17 protein-coding genes and 1 riboswitch are annotated in these 16,389 nt (G+C 70.5%); of the genes, 6 read left to right on the top strand and 11 right to left on the bottom strand.

The genetic code is table 11. The annotated features are described in order from the left end of the window. Positions 1–8 precede the first annotated feature (8 nt). Positions 9–986, bottom strand: a complete 978-nt coding sequence (locus MB828_RS06835) for a carbohydrate ABC transporter permease (protein ID WP_301647361.1) — start codon at positions 984–986, stop codon at positions 9–11. Beyond that, positions 983–2,338 (bottom strand): ABC transporter substrate-binding protein, encoded by a 1,356-nt coding sequence (locus MB828_RS06830; protein ID WP_301647360.1) that lies wholly within the window; start codon positions 2,336–2,338, stop codon positions 983–985. Before MB828_RS06830 ends, MB828_RS06835 begins: the two co-directional genes overlap by 4 nt. Positions 2,339–2,675: 337 nt before the next feature. Here MB828_RS06830 and MB828_RS06825 point away from each other — a divergent pair, with 337 nt between their 5' ends. After that, complete coding sequence (locus MB828_RS06825; RefSeq protein ID WP_301647359.1) at positions 2,676–4,100, top strand: sulfatase-like hydrolase/transferase; 1,425 nt, start codon at positions 2,676–2,678, stop codon at positions 4,098–4,100. A gap of 785 nt (positions 4,101–4,885) precedes the next feature. Further along, the gene (locus tag MB828_RS06820; protein WP_301647358.1) at positions 4,886–5,611 is read left to right on the top strand and encodes a lysophospholipid acyltransferase family protein; all 726 of its coding nucleotides are present in this window, start codon (positions 4,886–4,888) and stop codon (positions 5,609–5,611) included. 78 nt (positions 5,612–5,689) lie between these two features. On the opposite strand, the gene MB828_RS06815 is transcribed toward MB828_RS06820, so the two are convergent. The 8 genes from MB828_RS06815 to MB828_RS06780 form a co-directional block, all read right to left on the bottom strand. Continuing rightward, on the bottom strand, positions 5,690–7,294 hold the full coding sequence (locus tag MB828_RS06815; protein ID WP_301647357.1) for an alpha/beta hydrolase: 1,605 nt from the start codon (positions 7,292–7,294) through the stop codon (positions 5,690–5,692). Positions 7,295–7,425: 131 nt separating this feature from the next. Then, positions 7,426–8,187 carry an urease accessory protein UreD gene (locus tag MB828_RS06810; RefSeq protein ID WP_301647493.1) on the bottom strand — a complete coding sequence of 254 codons (762 nt, stop codon included), beginning with the start codon at positions 8,185–8,187 and terminating at the stop codon, positions 7,426–7,428. Further along, positions 8,184–8,864: an urease accessory protein UreG gene (gene ureG, locus MB828_RS06805; RefSeq protein ID WP_046730007.1), complete on the bottom strand. Its 681-nt coding sequence runs from the start codon at positions 8,862–8,864 to the stop codon at positions 8,184–8,186. The genes MB828_RS06810 and ureG overlap by 4 nt, the downstream gene beginning before the upstream one ends. Before the next feature lie 173 nt (positions 8,865–9,037). Then, positions 9,038–9,712: an urease accessory protein UreF gene (locus MB828_RS06800; protein WP_301647356.1), complete on the bottom strand. Its 675-nt coding sequence runs from the start codon at positions 9,710–9,712 to the stop codon at positions 9,038–9,040. Between the two features lie 15 nt (positions 9,713–9,727). Continuing rightward, positions 9,728–11,449, bottom strand: a complete 1,722-nt coding sequence (locus tag MB828_RS06795) for an urease subunit alpha (RefSeq protein WP_301647355.1) — start codon at positions 11,447–11,449, stop codon at positions 9,728–9,730. Further along, positions 11,442–11,753: an urease subunit beta gene (locus MB828_RS06790; RefSeq protein ID WP_301647354.1), complete on the bottom strand. Its 312-nt coding sequence runs from the start codon at positions 11,751–11,753 to the stop codon at positions 11,442–11,444. Before MB828_RS06790 ends, MB828_RS06795 begins: the two co-directional genes overlap by 8 nt. A gap of 10 nt (positions 11,754–11,763) precedes the next feature. Continuing rightward, positions 11,764–12,066, bottom strand: coding sequence for an urease subunit gamma (locus tag MB828_RS06785; RefSeq protein WP_046730081.1), 303 nt, complete (start codon positions 12,064–12,066; stop codon positions 11,764–11,766). A gap of 351 nt (positions 12,067–12,417) precedes the next feature. Next, entirely contained in the window at positions 12,418–12,696 is a 279-nt protein-coding gene (locus MB828_RS06780; RefSeq protein WP_133024809.1) for a type II toxin-antitoxin system Phd/YefM family antitoxin, read from the bottom strand. Positions 12,697–12,850: 154 nt separating this feature from the next. On the opposite strand from MB828_RS06780, the gene MB828_RS06775 reads away from it, so the two are divergent. The 3 genes from MB828_RS06775 to MB828_RS06765 all read left to right on the top strand — a co-directional run bounded on the left by MB828_RS06775 (position 12,851) and on the right by MB828_RS06765 (position 14,821). Continuing rightward, a complete protein-coding gene (locus tag MB828_RS06775; protein WP_301647492.1) occupies positions 12,851–13,486 on the top strand; it encodes an ATP-dependent Clp protease proteolytic subunit in 636 nt (211 codons plus the stop codon). 7 nt (positions 13,487–13,493) lie between these two features. Continuing rightward, positions 13,494–13,802, top strand: coding sequence for a hypothetical protein (locus tag MB828_RS06770; RefSeq protein WP_133024808.1), 309 nt, complete (start codon positions 13,494–13,496; stop codon positions 13,800–13,802). A 369-nt stretch (positions 13,803–14,171) separates the two neighbouring features. Next, a riboswitch (cyclic di-AMP (ydaO/yuaA leader) is annotated at positions 14,172–14,344 on the top strand. Between the two features lie 3 nt (positions 14,345–14,347). Continuing rightward, positions 14,348–14,821, top strand: a complete 474-nt coding sequence (locus tag MB828_RS06765) for a C40 family peptidase (protein WP_046730014.1) — start codon at positions 14,348–14,350, stop codon at positions 14,819–14,821. A gap of 33 nt (positions 14,822–14,854) precedes the next feature. On the opposite strand, the gene MB828_RS06760 is transcribed toward MB828_RS06765, so the two are convergent. Next, on the bottom strand, positions 14,855–15,313 hold the full coding sequence (locus MB828_RS06760; RefSeq protein ID WP_301647491.1) for an ATP-binding protein: 459 nt from the start codon (positions 15,311–15,313) through the stop codon (positions 14,855–14,857). Positions 15,314–15,525: 212 nt separating this feature from the next. Between MB828_RS06760 and MB828_RS06755 the strand changes: the two genes are divergently transcribed. Next, positions 15,526–16,386, top strand: a complete 861-nt coding sequence (locus tag MB828_RS06755; protein WP_046730016.1) for a helix-turn-helix domain-containing protein — start codon at positions 15,526–15,528, stop codon at positions 16,384–16,386. The last annotated feature ends 3 nt before the right edge of the window (positions 16,387–16,389 follow it).

The raw sequence follows: 16,389 nt of genomic DNA, 5'->3' as shown, positions 1-16,389 counted from the left end.
GATACCGGTCAGTACTGCACCGTGTCGCGGCGCATGAAGCGCCGGATGAGGACGACGAGCACGCCGACGAGGGTGAGCATGACCACGGCACTCGCGGCGGCGGAACCGTAGCGGGGTACGCCGCCGGAGGCGAAGGCCTCGCCGTAGGTGTAGAGGGCGGTGTTCCACACGCCGGTGTCGGGCATCTGGCCGGCGGCGCCGGCGAAGGCGTAGATGAACTCGAAGACCTTGACCGCGGAGATGGTCCACAGCACGGCGCACACTCCGACCACGTCCCACATCAGTGGCAGGGTGACGTGCCGGAACTTCTGCAGGGCGTTGGCTCCGGCGAGGTCGCAGTCCTCGTACAGCTCGGGCGGGATCTGGTCGACGGCGGCCATCAGGATGGTGGTGTAGAAGCCGGTGGAGGTCCACACCAGGCCGATCATGATGACCTTGAAGAGGTTCTCCTGGCCGAGCCAGTTGGGCGACGGGAGGCCCGCGGCCTCGGCGAGGGCGTCGACGAGTCCGTCGTGCTGGAAGAGGAAGCCCCACAGGATCGCCAGGACGACGCTGGGCACGATGTTCGGGAAGAAGAGGATGGACCGGGCGGCCTTCCGGCCCTTCATCTCCCGCAGCACCATGGTCAGTCCGAAGGAGACCAGGAAGGTCAGACCGCCCGCGCCGAGGATGATCCAGAGGGTGTTGGTGAAGGAGTGCCGGAAGGTCGGGTCCTGGAAGATCCTGCGGTAGTTGTCCAGGCCGATGAAGTGCATGGGGCCCGCCCCGGCCCACTGGTTGAGGCTCAGCCAGAGGGTGAACAGAGAGGGGCCGGCGAAGAAGACGACGTAGACCAGGACCGCCGGCAGCAGCATCGGCCAGAACAGCTTCCTGCGGCGGGCGGCGAGCGGGCTGGGCCGGGACTCCCCCCGCCAGGCGGCGGACCGGCGGCGGGCGGGGGTGATGTCGGCCTCGCCGGCGGGGCGCAGGGTGTCGGTGGCCGTCACGAGGCCGTCTTCCAGTAGGCGGCGGAACCGTCCGCCAGCTTGCCGGCGAAGGACTTCGCGGTGAGGCGGCCGGTGATGAACTCGGTGTTCAGCGGCAGGAACACCTTGGTGTACCACTCGGCCGCGGTCTCCTTCACGCCGTCGAGGGTCTTGACGACGGTGCCCGAGCTGAGCGCCTTCTGCGCGTCGGCGAGTTCCGTGGGGGCCGCGATGTCGGCACGCGGGGTGATGTTCTTGGCCTGGGAGGCGATGCCGCTCAGGTGCTCCTTGGCGAGGAAGTAGGCGATGAACTTCTGTGCCGCGGCGGTGTTCCTGGCCTTCTTCGGGATGGAGAAGCCGATGAGGGAGATGTCCTGGGCGGTGTTGTCGCCCGCGGTGAAGGCCGGGAAGGGGAAGGACCGGTAGGTGAAGCCGGAGGTGGCGAACTCCGCGGTCTCGCTGGGCGCGAAGGTGCCGAGGAGCAGGAAGTCCGACTTGCCCTTGGCCCATTTCTGCTGGACGGCCGGCCACTTCGAGCCGTCGTACCCCTTGGTGAAGTCGTTCGCGGAGACGAGCTTCTCGATGTGGCGCAGCGCGTCGACGAAACCGTCCGCCTTCAGCAGGGCGCCGCTCTTGTCCTTCGCGGCCTTGGCGAAGGCACCGGGCCCAAGGCCGCGCAGGACGGCGTAGTACGTCCAGTAGGCGGCGTAGTCGGGAACGTCGGCGTCGAGGGCGAGCGGCCCGTCGCCGCGCCTCGCCCGGCGGGTGGCCAGCAGGTCGGTGAACTCCGCCCAGGTGGCGGGGGGTTGGGCGGCGACGTCGGGCAGGGCGTGTCCGTCGTACCAGACCTGGGTGGTGACCACCTCGTACGGTATCTGCCACAGCGTGCCGTCGGTGGTGCTCAGGTCCCGGTACTTGGCGGGGATGACGCCGCCCACGGTGTGGCCCTTCTCCCCCGGGATCGACAGGTCCAGGACCGGGGTGAGGTCGAAGGCCTGTCCGGTGGCCTGGAGTTGGGCGTAGGCGAAGCGGTCGGCGGAGTCGACCAGGTCGGCGGGGACGTTCGACGTGTTCAGGGTGGGTGCCAGCTGCTGAACGACCTGACGGCCCTTCCACTGGACGCTGACCTTGACGCCGGTGTCCTTGGTGAACTGGGCGATCGCGGCCTTGAGCACCTTGGCCTGCGGTTCGTCCTGCTTCCACATCGACCAGTAGGTGAACGAGGACTCCCCGTCCCCGGAGGACGTCGAACCGGACCCGCACCCGGCGGCGGTCAGCCCGGCGGCGGTGGCGAGCACGGCGCCGAGGACCGCGCGGCGGGACAGAGGGCGACCGGACTCGGAGACGGTCACGGACGGTCTGGCAGCGGACATACCTGCACTCCTCGGGAGGCGACGACCTGAACAGGGGGGAAGGCGTGGCCATATGATTGCCGTCGAGTCATAGACATTTCAACAGGCCACTGAAGCAATGAATTGCGAATGAATTTCGTCATTGCTCTGAACAGTGGGTCGGTCGCCCCGGCGCGGCGCGCGAATGCGCGATATTCATAGCCCATTCATATGCTGTCGCCGATTGACTGGAAAGACGCGGCCACCGAGCATGTGAGCCATCCGCGAGCCCGGCCAGTTGCCCGCCTCGCGCGAAGGGCCGGCACCGCACGGTCCCGGCCCTTCGCCAGCCACCCGTCACCCCAGGCCCGGGAGAACCATGGCAAGCCGCGATCCGGAGCGTCCCAACGTCCTGCTGATCCTCTCCGACGACCAGGGCCCCTGGGCCCTCGGCTGCGCCGGCAACCACGAGATCCGCACCCCCCGGCTGGACGCCCTCGCGGCGAGCGGCGTCCGCCTCAACCGCTTCTTCTGCACCTCACCGGTCTGCTCGCCGGCCCGCGCCTCCCTGTTCACCGGCCAACTGCCCTCCCAGCACGGCGTCCACGACTGGCTCTCCTACCATCACGCGGGCCGTACCGGCATCGACTTCCTGGCCGGCCGTACCCTGTTCACCGACCTGCTCGCCGACGCCGGCTACCGCCTCGGCCTCAGCGGAAAGTGGCACCTGGGCGCCAACGACCGGCCGCGCCCCGGCTTCGTGCACTGGTACGCCCACGAGAGCGGCGGCGGGCCCTACCGCGGAGCGCCCATGTACCGCGACGGAGTCCGCACCGAGGAGCCGGACTATCTCACCGACGCCCTGGCCGAGGACGCCGAACGCTTCCTTGTCACCGAGTCGGAGCGTCCCGAACCCTTCCACCTCTCCCTGCACTTCACCGCGCCGCACAAGCCCTGGAAGGGCCAACACCCCACCCGTTACACCGAGTTGTACAAGGACTGTGCCTTCGATACCTGCCCCCAGGGCGCACCGCACCCCTGGCAGCCGCTCGCCGAGGACGGCTCGCCGGTCGGCGGGGAGAGCGACACCCGGCAGGCACTCATCGGCTACTTCGCGGCGACCACCGCGATGGACGCCGCCGTCGGCCGCGTCCTGGACCGGCTCGACACGCTCGGCCTCACCGGCTCCACACTCGTGATCTTCACGAGTGACAACGGCTTCAACGCCGGCCACCACGGCATCTGGGGCAAGGGCAACGGCACGTTCCCGCAGAACATGTACGACAGCTCGGTGCTGGTCCCCTTCATCGCGGCCCAGCCGGGCCGCGTCCCCGGCGGACGCGTCTGCGAAGCCCTCCTGTCGCAGTACGACGTCCTGCCCACCCTCGTCGACCACCTCGGCCTGGACCACACCGCCGACCCCCGCCTGCCCGGCCGCTCCTTCGCCGGCCTCCTCACCGACACCGACCGCACCTTCGGCCACGACCGGGTGGTCGTCTACGACGAGTACGGCCCCGTCCGCATGATCCGCACCGAGGGCTGGAAGTACGTGCACCGCTACCCCCACGGCCCGCACGAGCTGTACGACCTGACCGCGGATCCAGGCGAGCAGCACAACCTCGCCGGCCTCCCCCGGTACGCCACCGTCCGCGCCGAACTCGCCGCCCGGCTGGACGAATGGTTCGCGACCTACGTCGACCCCGCCTTGGACGGCGCCCGTCTTGCCGTGTCCGGCAGCGGCCAGCGCACACCGGTGACCCCAGGATCGCTCACGACAGCCTTCGAACCACCCCCGGGAAGCTGAGCGCACCACTGCGAAGAGGAAGGGCGATCCCGCTGGCCACTGCTGCAACCCCCTCAGTACGGAGCGGTCGATCGGCCTTCGCTGTGCCAGGCCCGCGTCTGGCTCCACCCGATCACACGCGGGCCCTCGTCGAACGCGACGGTGGCAGTGTTGCTCGGCACCTCCGAGGACAGCGCGTTCCCTCGCCGGCCGGCCTCCGTGAGCACTGGTTGAGCGGGGCAGACCAAATGGGGGCGAAGTCGATCCGGGTACACCCGGATACCAAAGCGGGTGCGCCTGCCCGCAAGCCCGCATCCGGGCGGCCGAAAGCTCGCGAGATCGGCGGGGGCAGCGTTCACCACAGACCGCCCGGGCCGCCTCAGCCTCCTGACAGTGCTCAACCTTTGGCGAAGTCAGCAGCGACATCGGTTTCACCCGAAGCGCGCCGTCACGGGCGACGCACGCGAATCGCCCCGGCCCTCGCGACGCGAGTTACCACCTGCGGCGCAGGCGACTACTCAGCCTCCCGCATGGTGAAATCCAATGACACGATGTTCGACCCACTGTCTCTCCTCGCAGGCGGGCCGGCGACCGCGCCCGGAGGGGCGCCGACGCCGACCTGGCCTGCCCGCTTGTGAAGAATCACCTGACCACCCATCAAATAACTCAGCAAGGTATCGGCATGAGGCTGACCGAACATGGCCGCAGATGACGACAGATGCACATCACCCCAGGAGCGCCACAGTTGATCTGACCTGGGGAAACACCAGTTCCAACGGGTACTGGTCAAGTGAGGAGAGAGAGCCGTGTTCTACTACCTGCTCAAGTACGTTCTGCTCGGGCCGCTGTTGCGCGTGGTGTTCCGTCCCCGGATCGAGGGGCTGGAGCACGTGCCCGCGTCGGGACCGGCCATCGTCGCGGGCAACCACCTCTCCTTCTCCGATCACTTCCTGATGCCGGCCGTCCTGAAGCGGCGCATCACCTTCCTGGCCAAGGCGGAGTACTTCACGGGACCGGGCGTGAAGGGGCGGCTGACCGCGTTCTTCTTCCGCAGCGCCGGCCAGATCCCGGTGGACCGCTCCGGCAAGGAGGCCGGCCAGGCCGCGATCCGGGAAGGTCTCGGGGTGCTGGACAAGGGCGAGTTGCTCGGCATCTACCCGGAGGGCACCCGCTCGCACGACGGCCGCCTGTACAAGGGCAAGGTCGGGGTCGCCGTGATGGCGCTGCGGGCCGGCGTCCCGGTGATCCCCTGCGCGATGATCGGCACCTTCGAGGCGCAGCCGCCCGGGAAGGTCATCCCCAACGTCCACCCCGTCGTGATCCGCTTCGGCAGGCCCCTGGACTTCTCGCGCTACGCGGGCATGGAGGGCGAGAAGGCGATCCTGCGGGCCATCACCGACGAGATCATGTACGCCATCCTGACCCTCTCCGAGCAGGAGTACGTCGACCAGTACGCGGCGGTCGTCAAGGCCGAGCAGACGGCGGCGAAGGGCGAGAAGGGGCGCAGGTTCCCCCGGGCGCCGCTGAGTTGACGTCTCAGGACGCACGCGGAGCACGGCGAAGGGGCGGCGGGAGTGTTCCCGCCGCCCCTCACCGCTGTGCGTACGTGCCTACGGCTGCGGCGTGGCGTGCGGCGTGCAGGTCACGTCCGCGCCGTCCAGGTCGCCGGTGAGCAGGTAGGTGTCGACACGGCTGTTGATGCACGGGTTGACCAGGCCGGTCACGCCGTGCGAGCCGGCACCCTGCTCGGTGATGAGCCGGGAGCCCTTGAAGCGCTTGTGCAGTTCGACGGCGCCCTCGTACGGGGTGGCGGCGTCACGCGTGGACTGCACGATCAGCACCGGCGGCAGACCCTTGTGGGTGGCGACGTTCACCGGGGTCTGCTGCTTGACCGGCCAGGTGGCGCAGGGCAGGTTCATCCATGCGTTGGCCCAGGTCATGAACGGGTACTGCTTGTTGAGCTCGGTGTTGTCGCGGTCCCACTTCCGCCAGCTGGTGGGCCACTTGGCGTCGGTGCACTCCACGGCGGTGTAGACGGCGTTGCCGTTCTCCGAGGAGATGTTGCCCGCGGTGTCGGAGAGATCCGGGGCGGCGGCGTCGACCAGCGCCTGGGTGTCACCGGCGACGTACTTGCTGAACACCGTGGCGACCGGGACCCACGAGGAGTCGTAGTACGGGGCGCTCTGGAAGAAGGAGATCAGCTCGGCCGGGCCGACGACCCCGCCGATCGGGTTCGCCTTGGCGGTGGCCCGCAGCTGGAGCCACTTGGCCTGGACGGCGTCCCGCGTGGTGCCCAGGTGGAAGGCGGAGTCGTGGGCGGCGACCCAGTCCTCCCAGTCCTTCCAGCGGCCCTCGAAGGCGATGTCCTGGCCCAGGTTGGCCTCGTACCAGATGTTCTCGCGCGACGGGTTGACGACGCTGTCGACGATCATCCGGCGGACGTGCCCCGGGAACAGCGTGCCGTAGACGGCGCCGAGGTAGGTGCCGTAGGAGACACCGAGGTAGTTGAGCTTCTTCTCGCCGAGCGCGGCCCGGATGACGTCGAGGTCACGGGCGGTGTTCGGGGTGGTCATCTGCTGGAGCATCGCCTTGCCGGTGCGCTCGGCGCAGCCGTCCGCGTACTCCTTGGCCAGCTTGCGCTGGGCGGTCTTGTCGGCCTCGGTGTCCGGCACCGGGTCGGCCTTGGGCGCCTTCACGAACTCCTGCGGGTCGATGCAGGAGATGGGCGCGGAGTGGCCGACGCCGCGCGGGTCGAAGCCCACGAAGTCGTACGCCTTCGCGGTGTTGACCCACAGCGGGTTCTTGGTGGTGACGCGGCGCGGGAAGCGCATCCCCGAGCCGCCCGGGCCGCCGGGGTTGTAGACGAGCGCGCCCTGGCGCTCCGCCTTCGTCCCCGTGTTGCCTATTCGGTCGACGGCCAGCTTGATCTGCTTGCCGTTGGGCTTCGCGTAGTCGAGCGGCACGCTGACCCAGCCGCACTGGATGGGCTTCTCGAAGCCCCAGTCGGCCGGGCAGTCCGCCCAGTCGATACCGGCCTTGGCGGCCCGCGCGGCGGCGACCGCCGCGCCCTGCTGCTGCCGGTCCTGGCCGCTGTGCCGGACCTCGGCACCGGCCGCCGGGGCCGCGAGCGCCCCGGTGATGAGGCTCGCGGTGACGAGCGCCCCCGCCGAACCGAGCGCCAGCGTACGGCTCCTCGATCTGAAGTTGTCCCTCAAGTGGGCCCCTCCCCGCTCATTTTTACGAATCGTCAGGGAGGATCTTTCCGGCTGTGACTCGCCTGTGCACAAGGCATGTCAGCCGTTCTTTACCAATCCGATATCCGGATGATCGGGTCCCGCTGAGCGGATCAGCCGCCCAATTCACCCAAGGCCGCGTCCAGCACCCGGCGCAGCCGCAGCGCGTCCGCCGCCACCGCGCTCACCAGTACGGCGGGCCCGGCGAGCGGGGTGAGCGCGGCGCACTCCCCCAGCATCCGCGCCGCCACCGGCTCGGCGGCGAACTCCGGCCGTACGACGATGAGTTGCCCCACGGCACGGTGTCCCGCCAGCACGGCGGGCCCGTCCCAGCCGCCCGGCGCCCCGGGCCCGCAGGCCAGCTCCTGGTCGAGTACGAGGCCACCGGCGACCCGCACGGTGAGCCGGCTGCTCAGCCGCCCCGGCGCCTCCCCCGCCCGCCCGAGCACCTGCTCCTCGCGCAGCACGAGCCGGCCGCCCGCCGCCACGTCGACCCGGGTGGTGACGTACAGGTCGCTTCCCTTGACCGAGATCAACTGCTCGGGCAGCCAGCGCAGTTCACCGCCGTCGGCGACGTCGAGCCGGACGTCGTAGCGGGCCTCGCCCTTGGCCTGTCCCGGCAGTGCGATGGTCGCGGCGGCCGACCCCACCCGCAGCCGGGCCCCGCGCTCCACCGTCGCCCCGATGGCGAACCGGTCCCCGCCGAGCGGACCGCTCATCGCCCCGACGACCGTCACCCGGGCCTCGGCACCGCTGCTCCGGGTGCGCCGCAGCGCCAGCGGCCCCTCGCCCTCCAGCACGGGCAGCGAGGTGGCGCCCCGCCCGTCGTCCCGCGCGACGATCCGGGCGGTCGCGCGTACGCCGGTGCCGGTCACGCCGTCCACGCGGCGAGCCGCTCCCGCACCCACCGGGCCACGTCGGCGACCCCGGTCTCGCCGCGCAACGACTGGAAGACCACCGGCAGTTCGGCGCGCTGCGCCTTCGCGTCCGCGGCCATCCGCGCCAGGTCGGAACCCACGTACGGCGCGAGGTCCGTCTTGTTGACAACGAGCAGGTCGGCGGTGGTCACGCCGGGGCCGCCCTTGCGCGGGATGTCGTCGCCGCCGGCCACGTCGATCACGAAGACCTGCGCGTCCACGAGCCCCTTGGAGAAGGTCGCCGTGAGGTTGTCACCGCCGGACTCGACGAGGATGAGATCGAGCGGGCCGACCTCCTCCTCCAGGTCCTCCACGGCTTCGAGGTTGGCCGAGATGTCGTCCCGGATCGCGGTGTGCGGACAGGCCCCCGTCTCGACGGCGGTGATCCGCTCGGGCGGCAGCACGGCCTCCCGGAGCAGGAACTCGGCGTCCTCACGGGTGTAGATGTCGTTGGTGACGACGGCGAGCGACAGTTCGTCCCGCAGTACCCGGCACAGGGCGGCGACGGTGGCGGTCTTGCCGGACCCCACGGGTCCGCCGAGCCCGATCCGCAGCGCGCGCCGGGTCCCGTCGGGCCGACGGGCGTCGGCGCTGACGGCGGCGGGACCGTGCTGGTGGTCGTGGTCGAGATGCATGTACGGCTCCTTGTTCAGCGGGCTCTGTCCGTCAGCCCGTCCAGGGGGTCCTTCCGAGGGGACGCGCACGGGGGGGTGCGCGTTGGAGGCGCGCGCGGGGGCTGCGCGTGGTGGGTGCGCGTTGGAGGTGCGCGTGGGTGGGTGCGCCTGGGGAGGTGTGCCGTCGGGAACGGCTACGACGCGAACAACCGCACCGCCCACCCCGCGTGCCACTCCGCCCCGATCTCCAGCAGCGGCGCCGACGCCGCCGGCAGCGCGTCGACGCCACCGTCGACCGCCTCGCGTGCCGCCTCCACCGCCCGGTCGACCACCCGGTCCACCTCCGGCGCCAGCCGCCCCAGCACGGCCGTCGCCTCGAACGGATCCAGGCTCAGCAACCGCACCACCGCCGTGGCCGGCCCGCTCACGCACTCGTACGCCGCGCAGAAGGCCGCGTCCCGCGCCGGCAGCCCGGCCGTCCGGGCCACCACTCCGAGGACCACGGGCTGGTGAGCCCCCTTGGGGAACTCCGCGGCGACGGCGTCGAGTTCGGGGCTCGGCCAGGTCGCACGGGCGGCCCGCAGCAGCTGCCGGCCGAGTCTGCGGGCGGCGCCCCGGAGCGCCGGCGACGGCGTCCGCGCGTCGGCCGCCGCGTCCAGCATCCGCACCTCCAGCCCGAGTACGGCGGCCGCGGCGAGGGCGGCCGCGGTCAGTCCGGCGGTGTGCAGCCGCCCCCGGCAGAACTCCTCGAGGCTCGCCGCCCCGGTGATCCGCCCGGCCCTGACGGCCGCCTCCGCCCCGCCGGAGTGCGCGTGCCCTCCGGCGGGGAAGCGGCCGTCGGCCAGCACCAGCAACGCTGCCCGTGACATCCCGTACCTCTGCTCTCAGAACAGGAAGTAACGCTGGGCCATGGGCAGTTCGGCGGCCGGTGTCGCCTCGACCAGCTCCCCGTCGATGTGCACGGCGAAGCTGTCGGGATCGACCCGTACGCTCGGACGCGCGTCGTTCTCGCGCATGTCCGCCTTGGTCACCCCACGGGTCGACTCGATGGCCACGAACCGCTTCCCCAGCTGCAACCGCTCCGGCAGGCCGTCCTCGACGGCGAGCGGGGCGACGAAGTTGAAGGAGTTGGCGGCCGGCGCCCGCCCGATCGCCCCGTACATGGGACGCGGCAGGATCGGCTGGGGCGTCGGGATGGAGGCGTTGGCGTCGCCCATCTGCGCGTAGGCGATCTGCCCGCCCTTGACGACGAGTTGCGGCTTGACCCCGAAGAACGCGGGCTCCCAGAGCACGAGATCGGCCAGTTTCCCGGTCTCCACCGAGCCGACCTCACGGGCCAGTCCCTGGGCGATCGCCGGGTTGATCGTGTACTTGGCGACATAGCGCCGGACCCGGCGGTTGTCGGCCCGGCCGTCGCCGGGCAGCGCGCCGCGCCGCCGCTTCATCACGTGGGCGGTCTGCCAGGTCCGCAGGATCACCTCGCCGACCCGGCCCATGGCCTGGGCGTCGGAGGAGATGATGGAGATCGCGCCGAGGTCGTGGAGCACGTCCTCGGCCCCGATGGTCGACGGCCGGATCCGTGACTCGGCGAAGGCCAGGTCCTCCGGTACCGCCGGGTTCAGGTGGTGGCACACCATCAGCATGTCGAGGTGTTCCTCGGCGGTGTTCACCGTGTACGGGCGGGTCGGGTTCGTCGAACTCGGCAGCACGTGCGGCTCGGAGACGACGGTCATGATGTCCGGCGCGTGCCCGCCGCCCGCGCCCTCGGTGTGGTAGGCGTGGATCCCGCGCCCGCCGATCGCGGCGAGGGTGTCCCCGACGAAGCCCGCCTCGTTCAGGGTGTCGGTGTGGATGGCGACCTGGATGCCCGTCCGGTCGGCGACGGTCAGGGCCGCGTCGATGACGGCCGGTGTCGAGCCCCAGTCCTCGTGCAGCTTCAGGCCCAGCGCCCCGCCCCGGATCTGCGAGAGCATCGCCTCGTGCGAGACGGTGTTGCCCTTGCCGAGGAAGCCGATGTTGAGCGGGTACTGCTCCATCGCCTCCAGCATCCGGGCGAGGTGCCACGGGCCGGGGGTGACGGTGGTCGCCTTGGACCCCTCGGCGGGGCCCGTGCCGCCGCCCACGAGGGTGGTGACTCCCGCCGCCAGCGCCTCGTCGGCGATCCCCGGGCAGATGAAGTGGACGTGGGCGTCGATGGCACCGGCGGTCAGGATCCGGCCGTTGCCGGCGATGACCTCGGTCTCGGGCCCGATGACCAGGTCCGGGTGCACCCCGTCCATGGTGTCGGGGTTGCCGGCCTTGCCGATCCCGGTGATCCGTCCGTCGCGTATGCCGACGTCGGCCTTGACGATGCCCCAGTGGTCGATGATCACGGCACCGGTGATGATCGTGTCGGGCGTGCCTTCCGCCCGCGTGGCGCGCGACTGCCCCATGGACTCGCGGATGACCTTGCCGCCGCCGAAGACCGCCTCGTCGCCGGCGAGCCCGGGGCCGCCGGAGCGGTCCTCCTCGATCTCCACGAGCAGGTCGGTGTCGGCGAGCCGGATCCGGTCGCCGGTGGTCGGGCCGAACAGGTCGGCGTAGGCGGCGCGGGAGATCTCAGGCATCGAGGGCACCTCCGGTCTCCCCGCGCAGGCCGGGCACCACGCGGGCGCCGGTGAGCGGGACGAGTTCGACGTCCACCGGGATGCCGGGCTCGAAGCGGACGGCGGTGCCGGCGGCGATGTTCAGCCGCTTGCCGCGCGCCGCGGCCCGGTCGAACTCCAGTCCGGGGTTGGCCTCGGCGAAGTGGTAGTGGGAGCCGACCTGGACGGGCCGGTCGGCGGCGTTCAGGACGGACAGCAAGGTGACCTCGCGGCCCGCGTTGTACACGACCGGCCCGTCGGCGAAGAGGACCTCTCCGGGAATCATCGGCGGCCTCTCAGACGATCGGGTCGTGGACGGTGACGAGTTTGGTGCCGTCCGGGAAGGTCGCCTCGACCTGCACGTCGTGGATCATCTCGGGGATGCCCTCCATGACGTCGTCCCTGGTGAGCAGCTTCCGCCCGGAGGCCATCAGTTCGGCGACGGTACGGCCGTCACGTGCGCCTTCGAGGATGTGCGACGTGATGAGCGCCACCGCCTCGGGGTGGTTCAGCCGCAGGCCGCGGGCCCGGCGCCGCTCTGCCACGTCGGCCGCCACATGGATCAGCAGCCGCTCTTGCTCGTGCGGGGTCAGTTGCACGTCCCACCTCACAGTCCTCGCTCCGGACCGTGCGGGGTCCGGTTGCCGCAGCCACCGCGGCGAATCGGGCTCGCGAACCCCATCGGGCGAACCCCATCGGGCCAGGGAAACCCCTGGTGGCGTGGTCGGCAGGCTAGTTCGCCGGAGTTTCGGTGACGTTAACCGGACCTTGATCACTTCATCACCGGCACATGGGGCGCGCGATTGGGCCGAACGGGTCGCCCGTCCGCCGCCGGCCGCCCGAACGGGTCGTATGGCCCCCGGGGCCGGGCGTACGGCGTCGGCCCTCCCCGGGCGCCCCGGGGAGGGCCGATGCGTTTTCCTGGTGCCGTGCCGGTGCCGCGCCCGCGATCAGGAGCCCGTGGCTCCCCGGTGCTCGGCCGCGATGCCGAAACGGCCGCGTTCGGGGCGTACGGCGGCGGTCTCGCGCACGCCGGAGACCGAGCTGACCACCTGGCCCTCGACGGCTTCCGAGAGCTCTTCGAGGCGCTCCAGGTCGGCGGCGGAGACGAGGGCCACCAGCGGCTTGCCGTGCCGCGTCACGACGACGCGCTCACCGCCGTACACCACCCGGTTGATCAGTTCGGCGAGCTCAGCCCTGGCTTGCGTCACCGGAATCTCGTAGGCCATACACCCCAGCTTACGGGGCGGCCCCGACAACACCTCTTGTTCGGCGACAGCGGAATCCCCACCCAGGACCCTGTACGTCCTGTACATTTTTTACAGACAGCCGGTGGCAGCCGGCCCGGCCGCCGAGATGCCCAGCCGCGAGGAGTGGTACGCCATGACCCGACCGTCCGCCCGCTACGTCCTGCCGGAGTTCACCGAACGCACCACCGCGGGACAGCGGACCCTGGACCCGTACTCCAAGCTGCTGGAGGAGCGGATCGTCTTCCTGGGCACCCCCGTCGACGAGACCTCGGCCAACGACGTGATGGCGCAGCTCATGTACCTGGAGCACGCGGCCCCGGAGCGGGACATCTCGCTGTACATCAACTCCCCCGGCGGCTCGTTCAGCGCGATGGCCGCCATCTACGACACGGTCCAGTACGTCACCTGCGAGGTGGAGACCGTCTGCCTGGGCCAGGCCGGCACCTCGGCCGCGGTGCTGCTCGCGGCGGGCGCGCCGGGCAAACGCTCGGTGCTGCCCGGCGCGCGCATCGTGCTCCGGCAACCGGCGCTGCCGGAACCGGTACAGGGCCAGCCGAGTGATCTGTTCATCCAGGCGACGGAGTTGGAGCGGGTCCGCGGGATGCTGGAGGCGATGCTCGTGCGGCACACCGGGCGCACCCCCGAGCAGGTCCACCGGGACCTGGAACGGGACCTGGTCCTGGACGCGCCGGGAGCTCTGGAGTACGGACTGGTGGACCGGGTCATGCCCAGCCACCGGCCGCCGCTCGGCCGTCCGCACGCGGGCTGAGCCGCCGATGCTGCCACCGGAGCTGCCGCCGCTGCCCGCGCTGACCCGCGCCGAGGGCGAGTTGATCGACCGTTACCTGGACGTGGTCGACCTGCTGGGCCGCATCAACCCGGCGCAGAACGAGGACACCTACCGCGGACTGCGCGCCGCGCAGGCGCTGGTGCGCGCGGCGTCCGAGCTGCGCGACGCGCTGGCGCTGATGCACCGGCGGGGCGAGACGGAGCTGCACGGGGACACGCTGGCACGGGCGTTACGGGTGCTCGACGGCGAGCGCCGGACCGCTCGCGTCGTACTCCCGCCCGACTGCGTACGGTGAACTCCGCAGGAGTCCGGTCCACGTGTCGACGCCACGCCCGGGCCGGAGTTGAAACGACCCAAAAGGGTTACCGCCGTTCGGCGGAGCGTGGCGTGGTTTTACCTGACCGAACGGACCGCTCGACTGGCCCGCGCTCGGGTGCTCATGGAGCGCTTCGGCGCAGGTCCGGGGCTACGCAGTCGAGTTGACGGATAATCGAACACAGGGCTGTCCACCCGAACGGGTGGGTGGTGAGTAACCCCACAAATCCCCGATTCCATTGGGATTTTCGGACACGAGTGCGTGAAGATCCCTGTCTGACGACAAGCCCCCGCTACCAAGGCGGGGCGGTCCGGGCGGACGCCGAGTCCTGCCGCCGCCCGGATGACGTCGACAGAAGTGCATCGGCAGGAGTGGAGGACCCAAGCACGACGGGTCGCCGGAACGGTCACGCCATGACCGGCCCGAGCAGCCCTTGGGGTGAAGCCGTGGCAACGCGGCCGGGCAACTTCGCCAGCCCGAATCCGACAGGTCATCCTTCACAGGCGGCTGACGAAGGGTTGCGCATGACTGCGCTCAATCGTGTTCCGTCGCTCATGGCCCGGGCCGGTACGGCCTCGGCCCTGACCATCGCCGCCGTCGGCGGCTCGATCGTGATCCCCGGTGTCGCCTCCGACGCCTCGGCGGCCACGATGGCGACGAAGGCACTTCAGGTCGCTGCCTCGAAAAAGGGCTCGCCCTACCGGTGGGGCGCCACCGGGCCGAACCGGTTCGACTGCTCCGGGCTCACGCTGTACTCGTTCAAGAAGGCGGGCAAGACCCTGCCTCGTACGGCGGCCCAGCAGTACAACAAGACCCGTCACATCTCGGCCGGCCACCGCAAGGCCGGGGACCTGGTCTTCTTCCACTCGGGTTCCAGCGTGTACCACGTCGGCATCTACGCCGGGAAGGGAAAGATCTGGCACGCCCCGAAGACCGGGGACGTGGTGAAGCTCCAGAAGATCTGGACGAGGAGCGTCTGGTACGGCCGGGTCAGCTGACCCCGCCGCGCGCCGGCCGGCAGGGGCTCAGGGCTACGGCTCCTGCTGGCCGGCCGCGGTGACGGGGTGGGCCGGGACCGTCCAGGGCAGTTCGATGAAGACCGTCTTGCCGCCCTCCCGGGTGGGGCGGACCCGGAGCTTGCCGCCGCACTCGGCGGTGAGCCAGCGGATGATGACCATGCCGCGGCCGTTGTCCTGCTGGACCGCGGCGGGAAGTCTCTTGGGGAAGCGCGGATGACTGTCCGTGACGCCGACGCGCAGCCGTTCGTCACGGTCGAGGACGAGGTCCACCGTGAAGGTGGGTGACTGCCCGAAGGTGTGCTGTACGGCGTTGGTGGCGAGTTCCGAGACGATGAGGCGGATGGTGTCCGCCGTTTCCGTCTCCGGTGGCAGTCCCCACTCCGCGAGGGTGTCCAGCACATAGGACCGGGCCGTGGAGACCGAGGCGGGGTCGCTCTGCAGGGTGACGGATGCTTCCAGGTGGTCGGCCATGGCGACGTCGTCCCTTTCCTCGGGACCGGAGTCCGACACGCTGCGGATGGTTCGAGTACGGTCCCGGACTGGTGCTTCTTCGTCAGACTGCCATTACCGGGCCGGTCACGGGGAGCGATCCACCAAGATGTGCATATATCTGTCGCTCGAAGCGGTGAACTCTGCGACACCGGACCGTATTTGGGTGGCTTGGTAGGAGTAAGGAGTAGCCCATGCAGAACGGTCCCGCGGTACGCCGTCGGAAACTGGGCACCGAACTGCGCATGCTGCGCACCGGTGCGGGTCTCACGAGCGGTGAGGCCGCCCGTCTGGTGGGCTGGCACCAGTCGAAGGTGAGCCGGATCGAGACGGGCGCCAGCGGTGTGAAACCGGCCGATGTGCGGTTACTGCTCGACGCCTACGGGGTGGCCGAGGGACAACTGCGCGAGTTGCTGCTGGTATTGGCGGGGTCGGAGGACACGGCGGGACGACATCACTGGTGGCACGCCTACCGGGGGGTGCTGCCGCCCGCCTACCGGGATTTCATCAGCCTGGAGTCGCAGGCCGACACCATGCGCACGCTGGAGACCTCGGTGGTGCCGGGGCTGCTGCAGACCCCCGAGTACGCCCGCGCGGTGACCCGGGTGGCCGCCGACGGGCTCGACGACGAGGCCCTGGACGCCCTGGTGGAGGTGCGCCTGGCCAGGCAGGACGTGCTGCGGGGCGATCCGCCGCTGAGACTGAGCGCGGTCCTCGACGAGGCGGTGCTGCGCCGCGAGGTGGGCGGTCCGGGGGTGATGGCGCGCCAGCTGGAGCGGCTGACGGAGGCGGCCCGGCTGCCCCAGGTACGGCTCCAGGTGCTGCCGTTCGCGGCCGGGGCCCATGTGGGCATCACCGGGCCTTTCGTAATCTTCTCATTTCCGAGCACTTCTGATCTGGATGTGGTTGTTCTCGACCAGTTGACGAGTAGCCTCTACCTCGAACGGAAAGAAGACCTCCAGGCCTATGCGGAGGCCTTCAACACCCTTCAGATCCACGCCCTTTCGCCCGAGGACTCGTTGGATTACATCGCCGGGATAGGTGACGGCGCGTAAGGA

The sequence above is a fragment of the Streptomyces arenae genome (assembly GCF_022343545.1).
Lineage (GTDB): Bacteria > Actinomycetota > Actinomycetes > Streptomycetales > Streptomycetaceae > Streptomyces > Streptomyces humi.
The sequence above is the reverse complement of the archived record's forward strand: the minus strand, read 5'-3'. Positions and strand labels throughout refer to the sequence as shown.